Genomic DNA, 21,342 nt, shown 5'->3' on the forward strand with positions numbered 1-21,342 from the left:
ATCGTATGCGGCGTGGCATCGTCACCCCGGCGCATCGGGCGGGAGTTCCTTCATGATCATTGCATACACGCCTACCGCTGCCGCAATGGCCCGGGTGGAGGTCACCGGCAGCGCACAGATCCCGCCATCGGCCGTGTGGATTGACCTGTTCAATCCGACTTTCGAGGAACAGCGGCTGGCGGAAAAGCTCATGGGGGCCGAGATCCCGACGCGGGAGGAAATCTCCTCTATCGAGACCTCCGAACGCCTCTATGAAGAGCCTGGCGCCATCGTCATGACCGCGGTTCTGCCTCTGGCTGCGCGGATGCCGGATCCGCGCACGGCATCCGTGACCTTTGTGCTCAGTGCCCGCCGCCTAGTGACCGTCCGCTATGGCGAACCCCAGTCGATCCAGACATGCGCCCGGCGCGTGCAGCAGGATGGAACCATCCCGCGCAACGGCCCCGGCGTGCTGTTCGTGCTGCTGGACATCATCTGCGACCGCTGCGCCGATGTGATGGAGGAGGCCTCCGATGCCTTTGACCGCATGTCGATGCATGTGTTCGAGGAGGGCTTGAGCTCCCGCAAGGCGGAGACCTACCGCTCGGCCATCCGCACGCAGGGCCGCATCGGCCTGCAGGTCGCGCGCATGCATGATGTCTGCGCCAGCCTGACGCGGCTGTTCCTGTTCCTTGCGGCACGCTCCTCGCGCGTAAACCTGACGGACGAGCAGGTGGCCGCCTGCAAGATGCTGGGCCGGGACATCAATTCGATCAAGGAGCATGCCGACGCGCTTGATGCCAAGCTGAGCTTCCTGCTGGACGCCACCGTCGGCCTCGTCAATCTGGAGCAGAACCAGATCATCAAGATCTTCTCGGTTCTGGCCGTCGTGTTCCTGCCGCCGACGCTGATCGCCTCGATCTACGGCATGAACTTTGCGAAGATGCCCGAGCTGGAATGGGCCTGGGGCTACCCCTATTCGATCGGCCTGATGGTTCTCTCCATCCTGCTGACCTTCCTCTATTTCCGCTGGAAGAAGCTGCTCTGATCCCAAGGCTTTCGATGCTGACGCATCACGCCTTGAAATGGCTCATGCGCCGCAAGGTCTTATACCGGCTCCCGATGAGAAAAGCTCACCGGGAGCCGGTATGACGCGGTCAGGCCAGCTTCCAGTCTCTCACGGATAGAGCCGGGCCTTCGTCCAGGCGTCTGCTTCCGATGCACGGGTGAACTTCACCCGGTCGTGCAGGCGGAACGGGCGGTCGTGCCAGAACTCGATTTCCACCGGCACAATACGCAGGCCTGACCAGTGGTCCGGGCGGGGAATGTCGCCGATGCCGAATTTGGCCGTGAAACGCGCGACTTCCTTTTCCAGCGCAAATCGGCTTTCCAGCGGGCGGGACTGTTTCGAGGCCCAGGCGCCGATGCGGCTGCCGCGCGGGCGGGACTTGTAATACTCGTCCGCCTCTTCCGCGCTGACCTGCGTCACCAGCCCGCGCACCCGCACCTGACGGCGCAGAGACTTCCAGTGGAAGCACATGGCGGCCTTGCCGGCCGACAGAAGCTCCCGCCCCTTGGCGCTTTCCAGATTCGTATAGAACACGAAGCCGCGCTCATCGAAATCCTTCAGCAGCACCATGCGCACATTCGGCAATCCGCTGTCATCGACGGTTGCCACCGCTACGGCGTTGGGATCATTGATCTCTTTCTCCGTGGCGTCCGCAAGCCATTCAGCAAAAAGCTGAAATGGTTCCGCTACTTCCGTGAAGTCACCTTTTGTTAACGCTTCCGGGGGAGTGTTTACTGTATGGGTCATCGGCTTTCACGACTGCTTCTGATGGGCGCTTTGCCTCCGGGCGGGAAAGTCCGACCCGGGGAAAGAAGGGCTTTTGTGATGCGTAACCTTTCATATCCCCGGCCGCTTTCCAAGCGGCTGGTTCCGCTTGGTGTGATTTTGTCGCTGGGCTGGTTTGCCGCTGGCTGTGCGCAGACCTCCGCGCCCATTGCCACGAACGACATGGTCACGCCGCTGGATCTGACCAATTCCATCAACGGCATGCCCGCAGATGCGAATGCAGGCGTAGACCCGACGGACCGTCAGGTCATCGCTCTTGCCCTTGCCGGGACCGCGCCTGCCGGGGGCGGCGAGGTTGAGATTCCCTGGCTCAACCCCGAGAGCGGCAACTCCGGCACCATCACCAAGGTGACGGGAGAAGGCGCGCAGGTGCCCGGCTGCATGAGTTTCCGCACCACGGCCAACACCTTTCAGGGGGTAAAAGCCTATGAGGGAAGTGCCTGCCGCGATCTGCGCCAGAACCTTGCCGTCATCAGCCTTGCCGCACTTGGGGTTTGAAAGAAGATATTCCCGCTGCCGCGTTGCATGAGCTACGTGCAAGCTTGTACTGGCATCATTTCCTGTCGCTTCCCATATGAGACGTGACTAGACTTATCAGGCGTCCGGATGCTCCGGGCGCCTTCACCACATAGCGGACTGACAATGAAAGACCCTTACTCCGTTCTTGGCGTAACCAAAACGGCAAGCGAAGCGGACATCAAACGGGCCTTCCGCAAGCTTGCAAAGCAGTACCATCCGGATCAGAACGCCAGTGATCCGAATGCACAGGCACGCTTTTCCGAAATCAACCAGGCCTATGAGATCGTGGGCGACAAGGAGAAGCGCCAGAAGTTCGACCGTGGCGAGATCGGCGCCGACGGCAAGCCGCGCTTTCAGGCTCATGGCTTTGAAGGTTTCGACGGCTTCCGCGAGAGCGCAGGTTCACGCGGTGGCAGCGGTTTCACAGGTGGCGCCTTTGACGACATCCTGAACGACATTCTCGGAGGCTTCGGCGCAAGGCGCGGCGGTGCAGGTGCAGGGCCCGGTGCTGGCGCTGGTGCTGGTGCACGCGGCTTTGCCGGAGATCCGGGCGGTGCCCGCAGCGCAGGCCCCCGCTCAGGCCAGACGGTCGAGATGATCGCGCTCGTCACCGTTGAAGAGTTGGGACGCGACGGCAAGGCCCGCGTCACCCTGCCCACTGGCAAGACCATCGACATGAAGATCCCCGCAGGCACCGTGGAGGGCGACAAGATCCGCCTGCGCGGTCAGGGGCATCCAGGCATCAATGGCGGCCCTGCGGGCGATGCGGTGATCGAGATCCGCCTGAAGCCGCACAAGCTGTTCGTGGTGCGGGGCAACGACCTGCATCTCGATCTGCCGCTGGCGCTCTACGAGGCAGTTCTGGGCGCGAAGGTGCGCACGCCGCTGCTCGACGGCGCGGCCTATCTCACCATCCCGCCCGGCTCCAGCAGCGGCAAGACCATGCGGCTCAAGGGCAAGGGCCTGCCGACAAAAAACGGCGGCCATGGCGACCTTCTGGTCCGCCTCGAAATCGTGCTGCCACCGCATGCGGATGAAGAGCTTGAAACGCTGATGAAGGCCTGGCGGGAAGTCACCCCCTACCCGGCCCGCGGCCCCGAGTTCGACTGACCCCGGCCTGTTTGGGCAATCTGAACTGAAACAGCCCGCCGGAGTGGTCCGGCGGGCTGATTTGTTTGGGTCTGCAGGCTTCTGCTGGTCAGGTTCCCGCAGGCTTTCAGCCCACACCACGCCGTCCCGGCCTCCGTGCCGGGACCTGTCAGGGAGTTGCTGCTGTCAAGCGTTCGAGGCCGTCGTCCCGGACGAAGCGAAGCGGAGATCCGGGAACCACTCGCTCCCAGAGCGGCGAGATCGAATTGCCGCCGTAGAGGCTAACAAAAAGCAGCTTCCGTTGCCTGACCCTTTCAAACAACGGCACACCTCTGCAAACGAGTGGGCCCCGGCTCAAAGGGCCGGGGCGACACCTGAGCAAGCAGAAAGGCAGCATATCTCTGACTGGGCAGAGCAAGTCCCGCACCTTCCCAGATCACCCCTTCCCCTTGCCCATGAAGGCTGCAAAGGCAGCCGCGGCCTCCGGTGAGGAGAGACGCTGGCCGAAGATGAGGGCTTCCTCGTCCATCCGCGCCAGCACTTCCGTCCTGTCTCCGCGCAGCAGGCGGCGGGAGAGGGCCATGGCTTCACGCGGACGGGCGGCAATGCGGCTGGCGCAGTCAAAGGCAGCCGTTTCAAGATCGGCCTCGCTGACCACATGATTGACGATGCCCGCCTCACGCGCCGCCTCTGCCGTGAAGGGATCACCAAGGCACAGAAGCGCAAAGGCCCGCTGGTGGCCCATGATGCGCGGCGCCAGCAGGCTGGAGCCGGCTTCCGGCACCAGACCCAGATCGACGAACGGCGTGCGCAGCACCGTGCGGGGCGTTGCATAGACCATGTCGCAGTGGAACAGCAGCGTGGTGCCGACGCCGATGGCAAGCCCGTCCACCGCCGCAACCAGCGGCTTTTCCAGCCGGGCAAGGACGGACAGGAACTTCAGCACCGGCGTGTCCGACAGGTCGCCCTGCGAGGCGTAGCGCATGAAGTCGGCAATATCATTGCCTGCGGTGAAGGCGCCGGGCGAGCCGCTGATGAGGTGGCAGCCGATACCTACGTCCGCCTCCCCCGCCATCAACCCGTCCACGAGGGCGAGATACATTTCGCCGGTGATGGCATTCTTCTTGTCCGGCCGGTCGAACCTGACAAGGTTCACGCCATCCCTGCTTTCATGACGGATCATGCCGCCCTCCCCGCTTCATGTATGGTCAGAAGGTCAGCCATCAGCCGATGCGGGCTGAAAGAGCCGCCGGATCGAAGGCAAGGATTGCGCCTGCCGCCCCGGTGACATCGCGGGCAAGGCCCGCCGTCTCGCCCAGCAGCGTTTCGGCAAAGTGCCGCGCCAGCAGGCGGCGGTGGGCCTCAGCGGCAGGGTTCTGCCCGTCAGCCGCCATCGCGCCCTTGACCAGCAGCGCGCCGCCCAGCGCCAGACCGGCCAGCCGCAGATAGGGCGTTGCACCCGCCAGCGCTTCCGCCACCCGGCCATCGGCCTGCGCCTGCTTCAGCCAGGCTGTCGCGGAGGACAGGCCGTCGAGGGCGGGCAGAAGATGGGCGGCAGCGGCCTTGATATCTGCATCCGAATGGGCAGCGGCGGCGTCCGCAATCGCCTTCAGTTCGGCGATAAACCCGTCCACATGCGCCCCGCCCTCCAGCGGCAGCTTGCGCTGCACGAGGTCGATCGCCTGAATGCCGTTGGTGCCCTCATAGATCGGGGCAATGCGGGCATCGCGCAGGTGCTGGGCGGCACCCGTCTCCTCGATGAAGCCCATGCCGCCGTGAACCTGAACGCCGAGCGAGGCCGATTCCACGCCGAAGTCGGTGGACAGCGCCTTGGCGATGGGCGTCAGCAGCCCGGCGCGGCTTGCCCAATGCGCCCGCTCTTCCGGCGTTGCGGCCAGATGCGCCATGTCGATGGCATGGGCGCAGGAGTAGCAGATGGCGCGGGCGACCTGCGTGCGCGCCTGCATGGCGAGCAGGGTGCGCTTGATGTCGGGATGCTGGGCAATGGGGCTCATGCCCTCACCCTTGTCGCCGGGAGCCCGGCCCTGACGGCGGTCCAGCGCATAGGCCAGCGCCTGCTGGAAGGCGCGTTCGGACACGCCCAGCCCCTGCACTCCCACCGCAAGGCGGGCGTTGTTCATCATGGTGAACATGCAGGCGAGGCCCCGGTTCTCTTCGCCGATCAGCCAGCCGGTGGCGCCGCCCTCATCCCCATAGATCATGGTGCAGGTGGGCGAGCCGTGGATGCCGAGCTTGTGCTCGATACCGGCGCAGCGCACATCATTGCGCGCGCCCAGCGAGCCGTCGTCATTGACGAAGAACTTCGGCACCAGGAAGAGCGAGATACCCCGCGTGCCCGCAGGCGCATCCGGCAGGCGGGCCAGCACCAGATGGATGATGTTGTCCGTCAGATCGTGCTCGCCATAGGTGATGTAGATCTTCTGCCCGAAGATGCGGTAGCTGCCATCCGGGTTGCGCTCGGCCCTTGCCTTCAGCGCATTGAGGTCGGAGCCTGCCTGTGGCTCGGTCAGGTTCATGGTGCCCATCCACTCGCCGGAAACGAGCTTGGCGAGGTACTTTTCCTGAAGCTCCGGCGCCGCATGCTTCTCCAGCGCCTCGACGGCGCCCATGGTCAGCGTCGGCCCAAGGGCGAAAGCCATGGAGGCGGAGTTCCACATTTCCAGCGCGGCGATGTTCAGCATCACCGGCAGGCCCTGCCCGCCGAAGTCCGTGGTGGCGGCCAGCGCGTTCCAGCCGCCCTCGATCCAGTGATGATAGCAATCGCGCCAGCCTTCCGGCGTCGTCACCGTGCCGTTGGCGAAGGGGGTGCCCTGCCTGTCGGCTATCTTGTTGAGCGGGGCGATTTCCTCGGCGGCGAAACGCCCGGCCTCGGTCAGAATGGCCTCGACAAGATCCTCGCCAAGCTCTTCCGCGCCATAGGCGTCCCGGACTTGCGGCAGTCCGGCCACATGCTTGAGCGTGAAGGCAATTTCGGCGAGCGGCGCGCGATACATCCTGTTTCTCCCTGATGCGGACGCGCTTGGTGCTTGACGTGGACCGCTGAAGTCCGCAAAAGCCGCGCATCTCATGTGTCTCCTGCGAACGTACCGCAGTTTACGTAAACGTCAATACGTTACCCAGAGGCAGGCCGCGCCGTTTTCTGTTGGCACAGCGCAGCCGCCCCGGCTTCCGGAGCCCCAGAATGCAGCGCTGGCCCATCGATTTGAAGTCCACCGACTGGATGATGTCCGGCCTGCTTCAGCCGGTGGTGGAGGCGCTGGCCGGGGGCAAGCTGGTGGCCGTGCCGACGGAAACGGTCTACGGCCTTGCCGCCGACGCCACGAACGGGCGCGCCTGTGCCAGCATTTATGAAGCCAAGGGGCGGCCGAGCTTCAATCCGCTCATCTCGCATGTGGAGAGCCTCGAAGCAGCGGAGCGCCACGGCCTGTTCGATGAGCGGGCGAAAGCGCTGGCCGCAGCCTTCTGGCCGGGGCCGCTGACCATGGTGGTGCCGCGCAATCCAGCATCCCCCATCGCCAGCCTGACGACCGCCGGCCTCGACAGCGTCGCGCTGCGCGTGCCTGCCGCGCCCGTCATGCGCTGGCTGGCCAGCCGGCTCGGCCGTCCGCTGGCTGCCCCCAGCGCCAATCTCTCGGGCCGCATTTCAACAACAGATGCGGATGCGGTGATTGCGGATCTGGGGGACAAGGTTGCCCATGTGATCGACGCAGGCCCCTGCCCCATCGGCATCGAATCCACCATCGTCAGCCTGACCGGCGAGACTCCGGCGCTGCTGCGTCCCGGCGGTGTTCCGGCGGAAGAAATCGAAGCGGTGCTGGGCTGCCGCCTGATCCGCGCCGCCGCCGATGATCACGCGCCGCAGGCCCCCGGCATGCTGACCTCCCATTACGCCCCCGCCGCCGCCGTGCGGCTTGAGGCGAAAAGCATCGCCGCCGGTGAAGCCGCGCTGCTGTTTGGCCCCGAAGGTCTGCCCGGTGCAGATCAGGCACAGGCCTGCCTCAACCTCTCCCCCACCGGCGATCTGGTGGAAGCAGCCGCCAATCTCTTCTCCGCCCTGCGCCAGCTGGATGCAAGCGGTGCCGCTGTCATCGCGGTGCAGGCGATCCCCGGCGAAGGACTGGGCGAAGCGATCAACGACAGGCTGCGGCGCGCTGCTGCCCCAAGGTAAGGGCACGACGGTCAAACCAGGACGTCATCCTGCTGAAATTTTCTAGGCTGATCCGCGTAAGCATTTTACCTGCCTGAATATTTCGCCAATATCAAACCGGCTGAACGCCGTTGATGAGCTGGCTTATGCACAGCCTGTCCGGCATTTTTTACTGTAATCACCTGCGTGAGGCGGCACAGAATCAGCTACCAATAGTCTTGAGGACAGGAGATGCAGCGGACCTCCCCCGAGCATAGCGATGCTCGCACCTTCAGAAGGACTTGACCCCACGGCCAAGTCCTTTCTTTTGTCTGCCTCCCCCTCAAGTTCCCTTCTCCTCAGCAATCAACGCAAGCGTGACCTCACGGATTGACAGGCCGGGATGAAATGCCGCTCACTGGCACCCCTGTTCTTGCGGAGGAGCGCAGTTCCTTGTCCACCCTTCTGATTTCCCATCCCTGCTTTCTCGATCACCTGACGCCCATCGGCCATCCGGAGCGGCCGGACCGGTTGCGGGCCATCGACAGGGTGTTGGAGCACGAGCGGTTTCAGGCACTGGAGCGGGAAACGGCAGCAATGGGCACGGTGGAGGCCATCGCCCGTGCCCATCCCATGGCGCATGTGGACCGGCTCTACAAGGCGGCGCCGGAAGAAGGGCTGGTGCGGCTCGACGCAGACACGACGCTTTCCCCCGGCAGCTGGGAAGCGGCCCTGCGCGGTGCAGGCGCGGCCTGTCAGGCGGTCGATGAAGTGGTGACCCGCAAGGTCAGCAATGCCTTCGTGGCATCGCGCCCGCCCGGCCACCACGCGGAACATGAGCGGGCCATGGGCTTCTGCCTGTTCAACAACGCCGCGATTGCCGCGCGCCACGCGCAGGCCGTCCACGGCATTGGCCGCGTCGCCATCGTCGATTTCGACGTGCATCACGGCAACGGCACGCAGGACATTTTCTGGGCCGATCCGTCCGTCATGTATTGCTCCACCCACCAGATGCCGCTTTACCCCGGCTCCGGTGCCGCCAGCGAGCGCGGCGAAGCGGATACGATCGTCAACGTGCCTTTGTCCGCAGGCGATGACGGCACCATCTTCCGTGAAGCTGTGGAAGCCGGCATCCTGCCGCGGCTGGAGGCCTTCAAGCCGGAACTGATCATCATTTCCGCCGGTTTCGATGCCCATGCCCGCGATCCGCTCGGCGGGCTCAATCTGGTGGAAGCCGATTTCGGCTGGATCACCCGAGTGCTGATGGATGTGGCGGACCAGCATGCCGGCGGACGTGTGGTCTCCCTGCTGGAAGGCGGCTACGACCTTGAGGGACTGGCCCGCTCCACCGCCGCCCATGTCATGACGCTGATGACAGGGTAGGAAACTTCGGCAAAACAGGATTGTCAGGCTTGACGCCCGGCAGCGTTCCGGCAAGGGTCGCCAGCCTGACCAACCGGCGAGGATGACACCATGGCGAACGGAACGCTTTCCCACGACGAAGCTGCGGCTCTGGCCGCCCTGTCCTTTGAAGAGGCACTGAGTCAGCTGGAAAGCATTGTCCGGGCTCTGGAGCAGGGCAATGTGCCGCTGGAAAAGAGCATCGAAATGTACGAGCGTGGAGACAGGCTGCGCGCACGCTGCGACCAGCTTCTGAAAGCTGCGGAAGAAAAGGTGGAGAAGATCCAGCTTGGCGCTGACGGCCGCGCCGCAAAGACCGTGCCGCTTGACCCCGAGGCCTGAACGGCCCGTCATGTGAGGCTCGAGTGATCATGGATGCAAACGGAGGCAAGAGAATTTTCGGCGGCGGCGGCCCTGAGGATGCAGCCTCTGCCTTCAACCAGATGCTCGATGCCGTGTTTGAGGCGGTGCTTGAACCTGCCGGGTGGGGCGCCGTGTGCGCTGCCCTGGAACAGCATCTTGAGGCGCAACTGCTTCTCATGACGTTCGGCCCGGATGGCCGTCACGATGCCCGCTTCTGTGACCGTTCTGCCGCCGAGCCGATGCTCATTCACCTGGCCCGCAGTCAGGTGGAGAGCGGCAAATCTGTCATAGCCTACATGCTGCATGATGCCGGTCTGCTGACCTACCATTGCAAGCGCAAGATCATCTGCCCGTCGCTGCAGCACGAGCTGGAGCCCTCGCCTGCAAGGGACAGCCTGCGTTACACCAAGGCGCTGATGACCCGCGTCTACGAAAAGGACGGATACAAGGCGTTGCTCGTCGCCTGCCGCTCCCAATCGCAGCCCTCTTTTGACGTTCAGGAGTTCCACTACGTTGACCTGCTGTCAAAGCGGCTCAACATCGCCCTTGAATGCGCATCCCGCGTCAGGCAGGCGCGTCTGGACGCAGGACAGGCGGCGTTGATGGCAGGCTCGGGCTGCCACTTGTCCATGCTGATGGACCCGATGCGCCGCATCATCGCGAGCCGGGGGCCAGCTCTGGAAGAACTCGGGCTGAACCAGATTCTCGAAGTCCGCAACGGGCGGCTCAACATTCTGTCACGGGAACTGGAAGAGCTTTTCGAGCCAATGGCCGACAAGATGGCTCCGGGGCTTCTGCTTGGCGCGATCCGGCCTGACAAACGGCAATCAGACACGAACAATCAGCAGGAACTTGTTCTGATCACCGAAAGCGGAACACCTTGCCGCATCGTGCTGAAACTCAGCGGCCAGGAGGTTCAGGAAGGGCCACCACAACTGGTGATACGCATACACCTGCCGCGCGGCATTCCTGCCGAGATCAGTGCGGCTCTGCAGGCGGTTTACGGGCTGTCCCGGAGCGAGGCCCGGCTGGTGCAGTTTCTGGTCGCAAGCGGGTCGCTGACCGATACGCTGGACTCACTGTCGGTCACCCGCAACACGGCCAAGACGCATTTGCGCCGTATCTACGAGAAAACGGGCACCCGCTCCCAGCTGGAACTGGCGCAGACAGTCTACAGGCTGGCAAGCTTATACTACTGACCCCTCAGTAAAACTGCCGAAGCTGCCGAACCAGTCTAAACCAGTTGACCTGCCGTAAATTGACGTAAGGTCAACCATAGCCACAAAAAAAGGACCGTGCCGAAACACGGTCCAAGTTATCACTGTGCACGTGGCCCCATCGACCACGCGTAACCCTTAGGACATTTCAAACCTTGCTGCATCACCCTTTCGGGTGACAACGAGCGACTTCTGATATGTTTTCTTCGCCCATAAATCGCTGATTGCTTCACTATTACCGCTCCTGGAGCCAAGACACCTTGCCGAACGGTTTGCGCCGCCCAGATGGTTGGTGTAAGGCTCGAACCTTGTTTGCGCCGCATCATTGCCGTGTCATGGAGTGACCCAAAGCGTGTCTTCTAAGCCGCATACCCCTTTGCTTGACGGGATCACCGGCATGGACGCCCTGCGCGCCCTGCCCGAGAGCGACCTGCGCCAGCTGGCCGAAGAACTGCGCACGGAAACAATTGATGCAGTCTCCCAGACCGGCGGGCACCTTGGCGCAGGCCTTGGCGTCGTCGAGCTGACGGTGGCGCTGCACTATGTCTTCAACACGCCAGATGACCGGCTGATCTGGGACGTGGGTCACCAGTGCTACCCGCACAAGATCCTGACCGGACGGCGCGGCCGCATCCGCACCCTGCGCCAGCCGGGCGGCCTTTCGGGCTTCACCAAGCGGACCGAGAGCGAGTTCGACCCCTTCGGTGCGGCCCATTCCTCCACATCCATCTCAGCCGGCCTTGGCATGTCCGTGGCGCGGGATCTGGACGGGCGCAGCAACAATGTCATCGCCGTCATCGGCGACGGGTCGATCTCGGCCGGCATGGCCTATGAGGCCATGAACAATGCCGGGGCGCTCAACTCGCGGCTGATCGTCATCCTCAACGACAACGACATGTCCATCGCCCCGCCGGTGGGTGCCATGTCAGCCTATCTGGCGCGGCTCGTTTCGGGCCCGGCCTACAAGTCGCTGCGCGATGCGGCCAAGAAGATTGCACACACCCTGCCGCGCCCGCTTCAGGAAAAGGCGGCACGGGCCGAGGAATATGCCCGGGGCTTCTGGACCGGCGGCACCCTGTTCGAGGAACTGGGCTTCTATTACGTCGGCCCGGTCGATGGCCACAACATGGACCATCTGCTGCCCGTCCTGAAGAATGTGCGCGACACCCATCAGGGGCCGGTGCTCATTCACGTGGTCACCCAGAAGGGCAAGGGCTACGCCCCGGCAGAAGGCGCCAAGGACAAGTATCACGGCGTCGCGCGCTTCGATGTGATCACTGGCAAGCAGGACAAGCCCAAGGCCAACGCGCCGAGCTATACCAGCGTCTTTGCCCGTGCGCTGGTGGAAGAAGCAGAGCGTGACGAGAAGATCGTCGGCGTCACCGCAGCCATGCCCGACGGCACCGGCCTTGACCTGATGCAGCAGGTGTTCCCCACCCGCGTCTTCGACGTCGGCATTGCCGAACAGCATGCCGTCACGTTTGGTGCGGGCCTTGCCAGTGAGGGCTACAAGCCTTTCGTCGCCATCTATTCCACCTTCCTGCAGCGCGGCTACGATCAGGTGGTGCATGACGTGGCCATTCAGGGCCTGCCCGTGCGCTTCCCCATCGACCGTGCGGGGCTGGTGGGCGCCGATGGCCCCACGCATGCGGGTGCCTTCGACACCGCCTTCCTCGCCTGCCTGCCCGGCTTCGTGGTGATGGCAGCCGCCGACGAGGCCGAGCTGAAGCATATGGTGGCAACCGCTGCAGCATATGACGAAGGCCCCATCTCCTTCCGCTATCCGCGCGGTGAAGGCCTTGGCATCGAATTGCCGGAACGCGGGCAGGTGCTGCCGGTCGGCAAGGGCATCATCCGCAAGGAAGGCACCAAGGTGGCGCTTCTGTCCTTCGGCACCCGCCTGGCGGAGTGCATGACGGCTGCTCATGAGCTGGATGCGGCCGGTCTTTCGACGACCGTGGCCGACGCCCGCTTCGCCAAGCCGCTGGACCTGGACCTGCTGACGCGGCTCACCCGCGAGCATGAGGTGCTGATCACCGTCGAGGAAGGCTCCGTCGGCGGCTTCGGCAGCCATGTGCTGAGCGCGCTGGCCGAGCTTGGCGCGCTGGACCGGGGCCTCAAGGTGCGCACCATGACCCTGCCGGACCGCTATCAGGACCATGACAAGCCCGACGTGATGTACCGTGACGCAGGCCTCACCGCCGAGGGCATCATGCGCAAGGTCTTCGAGGTGCTGGGCAAGGACGCTGCCGGACTCGCCTTACGCGCCTGACGGCTGCCGCATCACCGCACGAAAATTTTCACAACCACCGGGTAGACTTCTGCCTTGCGTGCGTTGAGGATGACATCATGATCAAGGCTCTGGCCTCCATCTCCGCCCTGCTTGCCTCGGTGGCGCTGCTGCTCGTCGGCCACGGCCTGCAGGGAACGCTGCTGCCGCTTGCCGCGCAGCAGGCGTCTTTCTCCGATCTCGAAATCGGCTTCATGTCGTCGTTCTACTTTGTCGGCATGGTGCTCGGCTGCCTTGGCTCGCCCTACGTGATCATGCGCGCCGGTCATATCCGGGCCTTCGCGGCGCTGGTTTCGCTGATGTCGGCTGCCGTCATCCTGCACCCGGTGCTGATGGACCCTATCTCGTGGAGCCTCATCCGCGCCATCTCGGGCTTCTGTCTCGCCGGCTTCTACATGATCGTCGAAAGCTGGCTGAACGAGGCCGCCGACAACCGCAACCGCGGCACCATCATGTCGGTCTATATCGTCGTGCTCTATGCAGCGATGATGGCCGGTCAGGTGTCGATCACCGCCACCGGCATCACCAGCTTCCTGCCCTTTGCCGTGGCCTCCGTCATGGTCAGCCTCGCGGTCATCCCCGTGTCGCTGACCAACGCCAATCAGCCTGCGCCGATCACGCTGGTGCGCTTCCGCCCGGTGAAGCTTTACATCACCTCGCCCGCCGCCCTTGTCGGCTGCTTCCTTGTCGGTGTCGCCGGCAGCGCCATGTGGACGCTGACGCCGCTCTATGGCTCGCAGATCGGCCTCAGCAATGATCAGGCCGCGTTCTATGCCGCAGCCTTCATCGGCGGCGGCGTGCTTGCCCAGTGGCCCTTTGGCCGCCTGTCGGACCGTATCGACCGGCGTTTCGTGCTCGTCGGCCTTGCCATGGCGACATTGACGATGGCCTGCCTGATTGTTGTCTTCAAGCCCTCAAGCCCGCTCATCGCCACCTTGATGACCATGAGCGTCGGCGCCTTCCTGCAGCCCGCCTATTCCGTCGCCGTCGCCCATGCCTATGATCATGCCGACCCGGCGGAATATGTGGAGACCTCTTCCGGCCTGCTGCTCGCCTATGGCATCGGCTCGATCCTGGGCCCCATGTCAGCCTCGCTGCTGATGTATGTCATGGGCTCGGAAGGGCTCTATGCTCAGGTGGCCCTGGTGCAGGTGGTGACGATCCTGTTCGTTTCCGGCCGTCTGCTGGCCCGCAAGACCCCTGCGCGCGCCGACAAGACCGGCTTCGAATATGCCGCGACCGCGCAGGTCGGCTCGGTCATCGCCCCCGACCCGCTGGACACGGCCGACCCGCTCATCATTCCGCCGGAAGAATTCCCGGCCTATGACACACAGGCCTTCGATCCGGCGGAGCCCGGTGTCACGGAGGAGAATGTTCCCGGCGCCGGACAGGAGCAGGACAGGACCGATACACAGCGCTAACTTGCAAGGTGCGGCAAATTTGCGCTCGCACGGTGCACAGGAAATAGTCATAGTGCGCCCATGAAGACGCCCTCGAGCCTGTTTGCAATCCTGCGCACGGAACGCACGCCATTCGCGCTGATGGCGGTGATTGCCCTTGTCTTCAGGCTCTTCCTGCTGGCGTCCCCTGTTCATGCGGCAACGCTGGCCGGGGATGTGGACTTCGGCAGCATCTGTCTCGGCATGAGCCAGAGCGTTGAGGCCTCCCTGCCCGGCGATAAACCAGCTGAAGCACCCAGGGCGCCGCATGATCCGGCAGCCTGCGTCTGTGCCACGGGCTGCCACATTGCCATCACCGGCCCGCTGTTTGCCGCGCCCTTAAGCGATTCAAGCCTGCGCATTCCGGAAGCGGCACTTCTGCCGCTGCTGCAAAACCAGTCCCTTCCCGTCACCGAAGCCTTGCTGACCGGCAAGGCCATCAGGGCACCGCCTGCGGTCTGACATCCCGCACGCATTCACCCCTGATGATCTGCGGCATGCCTGATGCTGCCGCCCTCTTTGACTGGAAGACACATGACCATTCTGAAGACCCTCGCCGGCGCTGCCGCTGCACTCGCCCTGCTCGCTTCCTCCGCCATGGCGCATGAGTTCAAGCTCGGCGATCTCGTCATCAACCACCCCTGGACCCGCGCTACTCCGCCGAATGCTCCGGCAGCCGGCGGCTTCCTGAAGGTGCACAATGGCGGGGCTGCCGATGACAAGCTGATTTCCGCAAGTTCCCCGGCCGCTGGCCGCGTCGAGCTGCATGAAATGGCGGTTATCGACAGCATCATGAAGATGCGGGAAGTCGAAGGCGGCATCGCCCTGCCGGCCGGTCAGGACACCGAGCTGAAGCCGGGCGGCCTGCACATCATGCTCATGGAGCTGAAGCAGCCCTTCACTGAAGGCGAAAGCATCCCGCTGACCCTGACCTTTGAAAAGGCAGGCCCCATCGACGTGACGCTGAAAGTCGAAAAGATGGGCGCCAAGGGCAATGACCACGGCAGCCACAACGGGGCAGCCCACAGCCACTGAGAGGGAACATGTCTTCTCTGAAATTCATCCGCTACGGCGCTTGGGCGGCAGTTGCCGCCCTCGCCATCGGCGCAGGATATGTCACCGTCTCGCAGATGCAGAACGGCAGCGGCGGGGCGCAGGTTGCCTCCGTTGCCAGCATCGGCGGCCCCTTCACGCTCGTGCGCGGCGACGGCACCACGGTGACCGACAAGGACTTTGCCGGCAAGCCGCTGGCCATCTTCTTCGGCTTCACCTTCTGTCCGGATGTCTGCCCCACCACCCTGTCGGACCTGCAGGGCTGGATAGAGCAGCTTGGGCCTGATGCGGACAAGATGAACTATGCTTTCGTGTCGGTTGACCCGGAGCGCGACACCCCGCAGGTGATCGGCGACTATGTGGCGGCCTTCGACCCGCGCATCACGCCGCTGACCGGCTCGCGCGAGCAGATCGACGAGGTGATCAAGGCCTATCGCGTCTATGCCAAGAAAGTTCCGCTGGACGGCGGCGGCTATACGATGGATCATTCGGCGATGATCTACCTCATGGATGGCAGCAACCGCTTCGTCGGCACCATCGCCTATGAGGAAGATCCGGCAACTGCGCTGCAGAAGCTGAAGAACCTGATCGCCCGCAACGGCGCCTGACAGCCAAGCCCCTGCAGAGGCGGGAGCCAGGACAACGGGAGACTTGGACGTGGTATCCGGACGCTGGATCGCGGCAGGCGGACTGACGGGCGGAGCGCTGATTGCGCTGGCCGGTTTCGGCTGGCTGCGCTATGGCGAACAGCTCTATTTCGATGTTCTGGCGGCCGGCCTCGCCGGCTGCCTCTGAACACCGGTATCACCCCTCCGGAACCCCGTCCGCATGTCCAGCCGCCAGCGCCTTGACCAGTGCCTTGCCGACCTCGGCCTTGCCCCCAGCCGCGCCCGTGCGCGCGATGCCATTCTGCGCGGCACGGTCAGTGTCGATGGCGTGGTCATCACCAAGCCCGGGCAGCTGGTTTCCCCCGCCCAGAAGATCACGCTGGCCGATCCGGCACAGAACTACGTCTCGCGCGCCGCATTGAAACTTCTGGCAGCGCTGGACGCCTTTCCCGTTGATCCTGCCGGCAAGACCTGTCTGGATGCCGGCGCCTCCACCGGCGGCTTCACGCAGGTGCTGCTGGAGCGTGGTGCGGCCCGTGTCCACGCCATTGATGTGGGCCACGGCCAGCTGCATGAGCGCATTGCTTCCAACCCGAAGGTCAACCGCCGCGACGGGCTCAACGCCCGTGACCTGACGCTGGCGGACCTTGAGGGCGAGGCGCCGCAGCTGATCGTCTCGGACGTCAGTTTCATTTCCCTGAAACTCGCCCTGCCTCCGGCGCTGGAGCTTGCGCCCCCCGGTGCCGAAACCATTCTCCTGGTCAAGCCGCAGTTCGAGGTGGGCCGTCAGGGCATCGGCAAGGGCGGTCTGGTGCAGCCGGATCTGGTGGAGCCTTGCGCCGAAGACCTGCGCCTCTGGCTCGATGCCCTGCCCGGCTGGAAGTCTCACGGCCTCATCCCCTCCCCCGTCACCGGCGGCGACGGCAACCGCGAGTTTCTGCTCTATGGCCGCAAGGACGGCTGAGCCCCCTCACTGAGCTTGACTCATTGGGGGCAAGCCCGTGCGGCGTCTGGGCAATTTCAAGGCGTGATGCGTCAGCATCTCAAAGCCTTGGTATAAGGAAGGCGAGCCTATTGCATAAACCCCGCAATTCCGCGCTTGCGGTTGAGGGCGGGGCGGGGTATCGCACGGCGATGACGGACGCGACAATCGACATCACCATCACCGCCCTCGGCCACCTGGGCGACGGGCTGGCTTCTGGCCCGAGAGGCCCCCTTTTCGTTCCCGGCGGCCTGCCGGGCGACGTGCTGCGCGTGAAGGCGCAAGGGGACCGGGCCTCCATCCTCGAAATCCTCACCCGCAGCCCGGCTCGCGTGGAGCCCACCTGCCGCCATTTCGAGGCCTGCGGCGGCTGCTCGCTGCAGCATATGGCCGAGCCTGACTATCTCGCCTTCAAGCGGGATCAGGTGGTCCGCGCGCTGGAAGACAGGGGCATCGAGGTGCCGGTGGATGAGGTCATCCCCAGTGCGCCGGGCTCCCGGCGCCGTGCCGTGCTGACAGCCGTGCGCGCTGGCCACAAGCTGCTGCTCGGCTATCACGAGCGCGCCAGCAACCGGCTGGTGGACATCACCGAATGCCCCGTTCTTGATCCGAAGATCGTAGCTGCCGTGCCGGGCCTCAAGCGCCTTGCCGAAGTGCTGATGCCGCGCAAGGGCGAGCTGCGGCTGACCGTTCTGGCAACACAGGCGGGTCTTGATGTCGCGCTGGCCAATGTGGCGCCCGGCATCGAGAAGAAGCTGGTGCAGCTCTCCGGCCTGACGGCAGACTTGGGCCTTGCCCGTCTTTCCGTCGATGGCGAGATCATTCTGGAAGCCCGCGCCCCGGCCCTGCCGATGGGCAAGGTGGCAGCCGTTCCGGCGCCGGGCGGCTTCACCCAGGCTACTGCCGAAGCCGAAGCCCATCTGGCCACTCTGGTTCTTGCTGCCCTTGGCAAGTCGAAGAAGGCTGCTGACCTTTTCGCGGGCATTGGCACCTTCACCTTCCGCATGGCCGAAACCATGTCCGTGCATGCTGTGGAAGGCGAGGCCGCAGCCGTGGCTGCACTTGACCGGGCCTCGCGCCAGCCGTCGGGGCTCAGGCAGATCACCTTCGAGCGGCGTGACCTGTTCCGCCGCCCGCTGATGGCGGCAGAGCTGGCAGGCTTTGATGCCGTCACCTTTGATCCGCCGCGCACTGGAGCCCAAGCTCAAGCCGAGCAGCTGGCCCTTTCCAAGGTGAAGCGCATTGCCGCGGTCTCCTGCAATCCGGCCACCCTCGCCCGCGATCTGCGCATCCTGATCGACGGCGGCTTCAAGGTCACCCGCGTGACGCCGGTGGACCAGTTCCTCTACTCCCCGCATGTGGAAGTGGTGGCGGCACTGGAGCGGGCGTAGCCCTCTCCAGCTGAACGAACATGCGCCCTGCCGTTACCGCGTCACGCCCGGCGGGCGAGCACCAGATGGCCGGGGACCGGTTCGCCTTCTTCAAGGCGCACGGTGATCGGGTCCATGGCCAGAATGGAGAAGCCGGAGGCTTCCAGCACCCGCCGCAGATAGCCTTCCGAATGTGCATAGCGCCGCTTCGGGCCGACAAGATAGTTCTTACCGCCCAGCGCGTCGTCCGGCAGGGTCTCGGTGGAGAAGCCGAAGACACCGCCGGGATTCAACCGGTCTGCGGCAGCTTCCACGATCCGCTCAACCTTGCCGAGATAGGGGAAAACGTCTGTCGCCGCGATCAGGTCATAGACCGGACGCTGGCCGTCATCGTCCTCGAACTCTTCCAGAAAGGCGACCGCCTCGCCAACGTAAAGGTCGGTGTAGACCTCCCGGTCGAAGGCGATCTCGACGATCTTTTCGGACAGGTCAACACCCGTCATCGCCTTGCAGATATCGCCCAGCGCCTCACCGGTCAGACCGGTACCGCAGCCCAGGTCCAACCCCGCCTGGAAAGGACCGGGCGCATGGGTGCGCAGCTGCTCGCGCAGCAGAAGCGGCACGCAGTAGCCGAGCTGATCGACGAGAATGGCCTCGAACACATCTGCATGCTGGTCGAAGAGCGTCGCCACATAAGCCTCCGGCATGGCATCGGGTGCGGCATCGCGGCCCATGGCCGCAAGGCGCACGCTGGCGCCGCAGTGGTCTTCCGGATCGATGGTCAAGGCCTCCCGGTAGGCGGCTTCCGCACCATCCAGATCTCCGGCCTTTTCCAGATCAAGGCCCCTGTTATAGACCTCGGCCAGCGCTTCCTCGTCAAAGGATGCGGTCTCTTCCTCTTCGGCCATGGTCAGCCCTTTCCTGCGTGCGGTAATTCTGATCGCCTCTTACCGCTCTCCACCCGAAAAGGACAGGCGCAATCACCGTGCTGGAGGACGGATCAAAGATCCGTCAACAGCCGGCTCCAGCTTTCGGAGGCAAAGCCACCCGCATAAAGATCCCCGCGGCGCGCGGCGTCATTGACACCGGCAAACCGGCTGCCAATGCAGAACAGGCCGCGCGGGGAAAAGCTGATCCAGCGCTGGGAAAGAAGCGCACGCATCAGGCTGGGTTTTGCCATGCCCTCGGCCATTATCAGACCCTCAGCCTCAAAGGCGGCAAGCATGGCGGCAGCGGCGTCAAGCTCCCGGCCATCTTCCGTCAACAGATGCAGAACCGTTGCCTTGCTCCCGTCGCTGTACCAGGCCAGAGCCGCAAAGCTGCCCTTGCCATCTTTGGCCAGGGCAAAGCGCAAGGTGCCGAGCGCAAGGTTCCGGGCGGCAAGGCCGGTCAGCCAGGCGAACTCTTCATCCGGCCACAGGGGATGAACCGGGAAGCGGGCAAGCAGCGGTCTTGCGGCCTGCAGGAAACCGGCAGCATCTGTTTCTTCCACACCGAGCCCGGTCCGCACTTCCGGGATAAGCGCAGGCTTCAGCCGCCGGGCAAGAGCGTCAACCGCACCACAAGGCAGCAACGCCAGCAAGGGACGCAGACGCGGCACACTCTGGCCCGCGATCAGCCGGGCTGCCGAGGCGGGCCGCATCACCCGCCGCCATGCCAGGCTCTGCGTCGTCAGCACATGACCGCCACCGGCAATCCAATGGCTGGCGCTGAGCGGTGAGGCACTGTCGGACAAAAGGAGATCCTGTGTGCTGGCTCTCAAGGAACGCGCAATCCGCGCGGCGCCCGACTGCCCCTCCCGCCCTTCCGACATGAAGGAGCACAAAAGCCGCGCCGTGACAGGCCGCCCCTCCACACTGAAGGCCATGGGAATAGCCAGCACCGCCGCCTTGATGCCGGTACAGGGATGGTCATGCACGAGACTGCCGTGCGCTTCGCTGTAGGAAGGGCTGCCAAAAAGCAATTCGGCAAGATAGGCTTCCAGGGCGGCAGCATCCCTGACCCCGGAGGGCCGGAACACGCGGCCGAAGAGCCCAGCGACCACCGGAAGATCATCCTGGCGCATCGGGCGCACCAGGCGGGCAGCCTTCGGCTCCGGCACTTCGGCCAGATGATCATTCAACGCGGCCCGCATACTGCCCCTTCCGTCTTTCGTCATCCAAGAACTTAACGCAAAGGCATTTACATTTTCGTATAGCACGCCAAAGAAAACAGCAATTTTCCTAGAAAAGATCAAGCTGACCGGAGTTGCCGCCGCCTTCTTGCGCCTTTCTGCGGGGAGGACGGATTTTCGGTTCTTTTTCCGAGTCTGCCCCGGATGTCACCTCGGCAGCACGCTCGGTCAGCCCCGGATCATCCTGCGCGGCACTGTTGACACGGGACGAGACCGGAATGAACTCCAGATAATCATCCGCCACCGGCCGCAGAAGGCGGCGCGCTTCTTCCGCCCTCACCTGCCCCGTATCCAGCCAGGCTGCAAAATCCTGTTCGAAAAGGATGGCCGGCATACGGTCGTGCACGGCTTGCATGGCCCGGTTGGCTGGCACGGTTAGCAAGGCACCCGTATCGATCTCGCCGCCCGACGGATCGGACCATGTGTCCCACAGCCCGGCCACCGCCATCAAGCCGCCGCCGGCAGGCCGGATGAAGAAGGGCTGCTTCTGCCCGCCCGTCCGCCGCCATTCATAAAAGCCATCCATCGGCACGAGGCAGCGGTGATGGCGCATGGCCGCACGGAACGATGGCTTTTCCGCTGCCGTCTCTGCCCTTGCATTGACCAGGAGGGTGAAGCTGGCCGGATCTTTCACCCAGCCGGGAATCAGCCCCCAACGCACCAGAGCAAACCGCCGCTGGCCATGCTCATGCCGGACGGTGGCAACCGGTTGGGTGGGGGCAATGTTGTAGCGCGGCGGAAAATCCGGCCGGTCCCGGTAACCGAAGAGTTGGGCGACCGCTTCCGGGGGTGACGTCAACGTAAAGCGTCCGCACATGAAAATCCTTGCAGTGATCTGATTAGTTCTTTGGCAACAA

General features: G+C 64.1%; 21 protein-coding genes. 15 read left to right on the forward strand and 6 right to left on the reverse strand.

What is annotated here, in order from left to right:
- The first annotated feature begins 52 nt into the window (after positions 1 to 52).
- On the forward strand, positions 53 to 1,027 hold the full coding sequence (locus H163_RS0102845) for a magnesium transporter CorA family protein (protein ID WP_026355384.1): 975 nt from the start codon (positions 53 to 55) through the stop codon (positions 1,025 to 1,027).
- A 129-nt stretch (positions 1,028 to 1,156) separates the two neighbouring features.
- On the opposite strand, the gene pdxH is transcribed toward H163_RS0102845, so the two are convergent.
- A complete protein-coding gene (gene pdxH, locus H163_RS0102850; RefSeq protein WP_026355385.1) occupies positions 1,157 to 1,795 on the reverse strand; it encodes a pyridoxamine 5'-phosphate oxidase in 639 nt (212 codons plus the stop codon).
- Positions 1,796 to 1,873: 78 nt separating this feature from the next.
- On the opposite strand from pdxH, the gene H163_RS0102855 reads away from it, so the two are divergent.
- Both H163_RS0102855 and H163_RS0102860 read left to right on the forward strand, forming a co-directional pair.
- Positions 1,874 to 2,332, forward strand: coding sequence for an RT0821/Lpp0805 family surface protein (locus H163_RS0102855; protein ID WP_019963035.1), 459 nt, complete (start codon positions 1,874 to 1,876; stop codon positions 2,330 to 2,332).
- Positions 2,333 to 2,476: 144 nt separating this feature from the next.
- Positions 2,477 to 3,463 (forward strand): J domain-containing protein, encoded by a 987-nt coding sequence (locus tag H163_RS0102860; RefSeq protein ID WP_019963036.1) that lies wholly within the window; start codon positions 2,477 to 2,479, stop codon positions 3,461 to 3,463.
- Between the two features lie 415 nt (positions 3,464 to 3,878).
- Here H163_RS0102860 and H163_RS0102865 read toward each other — a convergent pair whose 3' ends face one another.
- Together H163_RS0102865 and H163_RS0102870 are read right to left on the reverse strand one after the other, a co-directional pair.
- Positions 3,879 to 4,625 carry a crotonase/enoyl-CoA hydratase family protein gene (locus tag H163_RS0102865; protein WP_019963037.1) on the reverse strand — a complete coding sequence of 249 codons (747 nt, stop codon included), beginning with the start codon at positions 4,623 to 4,625 and terminating at the stop codon, positions 3,879 to 3,881.
- 40 nt (positions 4,626 to 4,665) lie between these two features.
- On the reverse strand, positions 4,666 to 6,456 hold the full coding sequence (locus H163_RS0102870; RefSeq protein WP_019963038.1) for an acyl-CoA dehydrogenase family protein: 1,791 nt from the start codon (positions 6,454 to 6,456) through the stop codon (positions 4,666 to 4,668).
- Between the two features lie 188 nt (positions 6,457 to 6,644).
- Here H163_RS0102870 and H163_RS0102875 point away from each other — a divergent pair, with 188 nt between their 5' ends.
- The 12 genes from H163_RS0102875 to H163_RS0102930 all read left to right on the forward strand — a co-directional run bounded on the left by H163_RS0102875 (position 6,645) and on the right by H163_RS0102930 (position 18,333).
- The gene (locus H163_RS0102875; protein WP_019963039.1) at positions 6,645 to 7,631 is read left to right on the forward strand and encodes an L-threonylcarbamoyladenylate synthase; all 987 of its coding nucleotides are present in this window, start codon (positions 6,645 to 6,647) and stop codon (positions 7,629 to 7,631) included.
- Positions 7,632 to 8,042: 411 nt separating this feature from the next.
- Entirely contained in the window at positions 8,043 to 8,972 is a 930-nt protein-coding gene (locus H163_RS0102880; protein ID WP_026355386.1) for a histone deacetylase family protein, read from the forward strand.
- A gap of 90 nt (positions 8,973 to 9,062) precedes the next feature.
- Positions 9,063 to 9,332, forward strand: coding sequence for an exodeoxyribonuclease VII small subunit (locus H163_RS0102885; protein ID WP_019963041.1), 270 nt, complete (start codon positions 9,063 to 9,065; stop codon positions 9,330 to 9,332).
- 29 nt (positions 9,333 to 9,361) lie between these two features.
- Complete coding sequence (locus tag H163_RS0102890; RefSeq protein ID WP_026355387.1) at positions 9,362 to 10,552, forward strand: helix-turn-helix transcriptional regulator; 1,191 nt, start codon at positions 9,362 to 9,364, stop codon at positions 10,550 to 10,552.
- 415 nt (positions 10,553 to 10,967) lie between these two features.
- Positions 10,968 to 12,842, forward strand: coding sequence for a 1-deoxy-D-xylulose-5-phosphate synthase (gene dxs, locus H163_RS0102895; protein WP_019963043.1), 1,875 nt, complete (start codon positions 10,968 to 10,970; stop codon positions 12,840 to 12,842).
- A 77-nt stretch (positions 12,843 to 12,919) separates the two neighbouring features.
- The gene (locus tag H163_RS0102900; protein WP_019963044.1) at positions 12,920 to 14,281 is read left to right on the forward strand and encodes an MFS transporter; all 1,362 of its coding nucleotides are present in this window, start codon (positions 12,920 to 12,922) and stop codon (positions 14,279 to 14,281) included.
- A 60-nt stretch (positions 14,282 to 14,341) separates the two neighbouring features.
- On the forward strand, positions 14,342 to 14,761 hold the full coding sequence (locus H163_RS0102905) for a hypothetical protein (protein WP_019963045.1): 420 nt from the start codon (positions 14,342 to 14,344) through the stop codon (positions 14,759 to 14,761).
- Between the two features lie 72 nt (positions 14,762 to 14,833).
- A complete protein-coding gene (locus tag H163_RS0102910; protein ID WP_019963046.1) occupies positions 14,834 to 15,334 on the forward strand; it encodes a copper chaperone PCu(A)C in 501 nt (166 codons plus the stop codon).
- 8 nt (positions 15,335 to 15,342) lie between these two features.
- The gene (locus H163_RS0102915) at positions 15,343 to 15,960 is read left to right on the forward strand and encodes an SCO family protein (protein WP_019963047.1); all 618 of its coding nucleotides are present in this window, start codon (positions 15,343 to 15,345) and stop codon (positions 15,958 to 15,960) included.
- 49 nt (positions 15,961 to 16,009) lie between these two features.
- Complete coding sequence (locus H163_RS24270) at positions 16,010 to 16,147, forward strand: hypothetical protein (RefSeq protein WP_155975120.1); 138 nt, start codon at positions 16,010 to 16,012, stop codon at positions 16,145 to 16,147.
- Positions 16,148 to 16,180: 33 nt separating this feature from the next.
- Positions 16,181 to 16,924 carry a TlyA family RNA methyltransferase gene (locus H163_RS0102925; protein ID WP_019963049.1) on the forward strand — a complete coding sequence of 248 codons (744 nt, stop codon included), beginning with the start codon at positions 16,181 to 16,183 and terminating at the stop codon, positions 16,922 to 16,924.
- Positions 16,925 to 17,094: 170 nt separating this feature from the next.
- Entirely contained in the window at positions 17,095 to 18,333 is a 1,239-nt protein-coding gene (locus tag H163_RS0102930; protein ID WP_019963050.1) for a class I SAM-dependent RNA methyltransferase, read from the forward strand.
- Positions 18,334 to 18,374: 41 nt separating this feature from the next.
- Here H163_RS0102930 and H163_RS0102935 read toward each other — a convergent pair whose 3' ends face one another.
- The 3 genes from H163_RS0102935 to H163_RS0102945 all read right to left on the reverse strand — a co-directional run bounded on the left by H163_RS0102935 (position 18,375) and on the right by H163_RS0102945 (position 21,302).
- The gene (locus tag H163_RS0102935) at positions 18,375 to 19,220 is read right to left on the reverse strand and encodes a class I SAM-dependent methyltransferase (RefSeq protein ID WP_019963051.1); all 846 of its coding nucleotides are present in this window, start codon (positions 19,218 to 19,220) and stop codon (positions 18,375 to 18,377) included.
- Positions 19,221 to 19,312: 92 nt separating this feature from the next.
- Positions 19,313 to 20,446: a hypothetical protein gene (locus tag H163_RS0102940; protein ID WP_019963052.1), complete on the reverse strand. Its 1,134-nt coding sequence runs from the start codon at positions 20,444 to 20,446 to the stop codon at positions 19,313 to 19,315.
- Positions 20,447 to 20,534: 88 nt separating this feature from the next.
- Complete coding sequence (locus tag H163_RS0102945; RefSeq protein ID WP_026355390.1) at positions 20,535 to 21,302, reverse strand: SOS response-associated peptidase; 768 nt, start codon at positions 21,300 to 21,302, stop codon at positions 20,535 to 20,537.
- Positions 21,303 to 21,342 lie beyond the last annotated feature (40 nt).

It is taken from the genome of Pannonibacter phragmitetus DSM 14782 (genome assembly GCF_000382365.1).
GTDB lineage: Bacteria > Pseudomonadota > Alphaproteobacteria > Rhizobiales > Stappiaceae > Pannonibacter > Pannonibacter phragmitetus.

Coding starts and splice junctions, on each gene's coding strand:
- H163_RS0102885 (WP_019963041.1), top strand. CDS start 9,063: ATGGCGAACGGAACGCTTTCCCACGACGAAGCTGCGGCTCTGGCCGCC.
- H163_RS0102935 (WP_019963051.1), bottom strand. CDS start 19,220: ATGGCCGAAGAGGAAGAGACCGCATCCTTTGACGAGGAAGCGCTGGCC.
- H163_RS0102875 (WP_019963039.1), top strand. CDS start 6,645: ATGCAGCGCTGGCCCATCGATTTGAAGTCCACCGACTGGATGATGTCC.
- H163_RS0102940 (WP_019963052.1), bottom strand. CDS start 20,446: ATGCGGGCCGCGTTGAATGATCATCTGGCCGAAGTGCCGGAGCCGAAG.
- H163_RS0102915 (WP_019963047.1), top strand. CDS start 15,343: ATGTCTTCTCTGAAATTCATCCGCTACGGCGCTTGGGCGGCAGTTGCC.
- H163_RS0102945 (WP_026355390.1), bottom strand. CDS start 21,302: ATGTGCGGACGCTTTACGTTGACGTCACCCCCGGAAGCGGTCGCCCAA.
- pdxH (WP_026355385.1), bottom strand. CDS start 1,795: ATGACCCATACAGTAAACACTCCCCCGGAAGCGTTAACAAAAGGTGAC.
- H163_RS0102905 (WP_019963045.1), top strand. CDS start 14,342: ATGAAGACGCCCTCGAGCCTGTTTGCAATCCTGCGCACGGAACGCACG.
- H163_RS0102930 (WP_019963050.1), top strand. CDS start 17,095: ATGACGGACGCGACAATCGACATCACCATCACCGCCCTCGGCCACCTG.
- H163_RS0102845 (WP_026355384.1), top strand. CDS start 53: ATGATCATTGCATACACGCCTACCGCTGCCGCAATGGCCCGGGTGGAG.
- H163_RS0102890 (WP_026355387.1), top strand. CDS start 9,362: ATGGATGCAAACGGAGGCAAGAGAATTTTCGGCGGCGGCGGCCCTGAG.
- H163_RS0102860 (WP_019963036.1), top strand. CDS start 2,477: ATGAAAGACCCTTACTCCGTTCTTGGCGTAACCAAAACGGCAAGCGAA.
- H163_RS0102925 (WP_019963049.1), top strand. CDS start 16,181: ATGTCCAGCCGCCAGCGCCTTGACCAGTGCCTTGCCGACCTCGGCCTT.
- H163_RS0102855 (WP_019963035.1), top strand. CDS start 1,874: ATGCGTAACCTTTCATATCCCCGGCCGCTTTCCAAGCGGCTGGTTCCG.
- H163_RS0102865 (WP_019963037.1), bottom strand. CDS start 4,625: ATGATCCGTCATGAAAGCAGGGATGGCGTGAACCTTGTCAGGTTCGAC.
- H163_RS0102870 (WP_019963038.1), bottom strand. CDS start 6,456: ATGTATCGCGCGCCGCTCGCCGAAATTGCCTTCACGCTCAAGCATGTG.
- H163_RS0102910 (WP_019963046.1), top strand. CDS start 14,834: ATGACCATTCTGAAGACCCTCGCCGGCGCTGCCGCTGCACTCGCCCTG.
- H163_RS0102900 (WP_019963044.1), top strand. CDS start 12,920: ATGATCAAGGCTCTGGCCTCCATCTCCGCCCTGCTTGCCTCGGTGGCG.
- dxs (WP_019963043.1), top strand. CDS start 10,968: ATGGACGCCCTGCGCGCCCTGCCCGAGAGCGACCTGCGCCAGCTGGCC.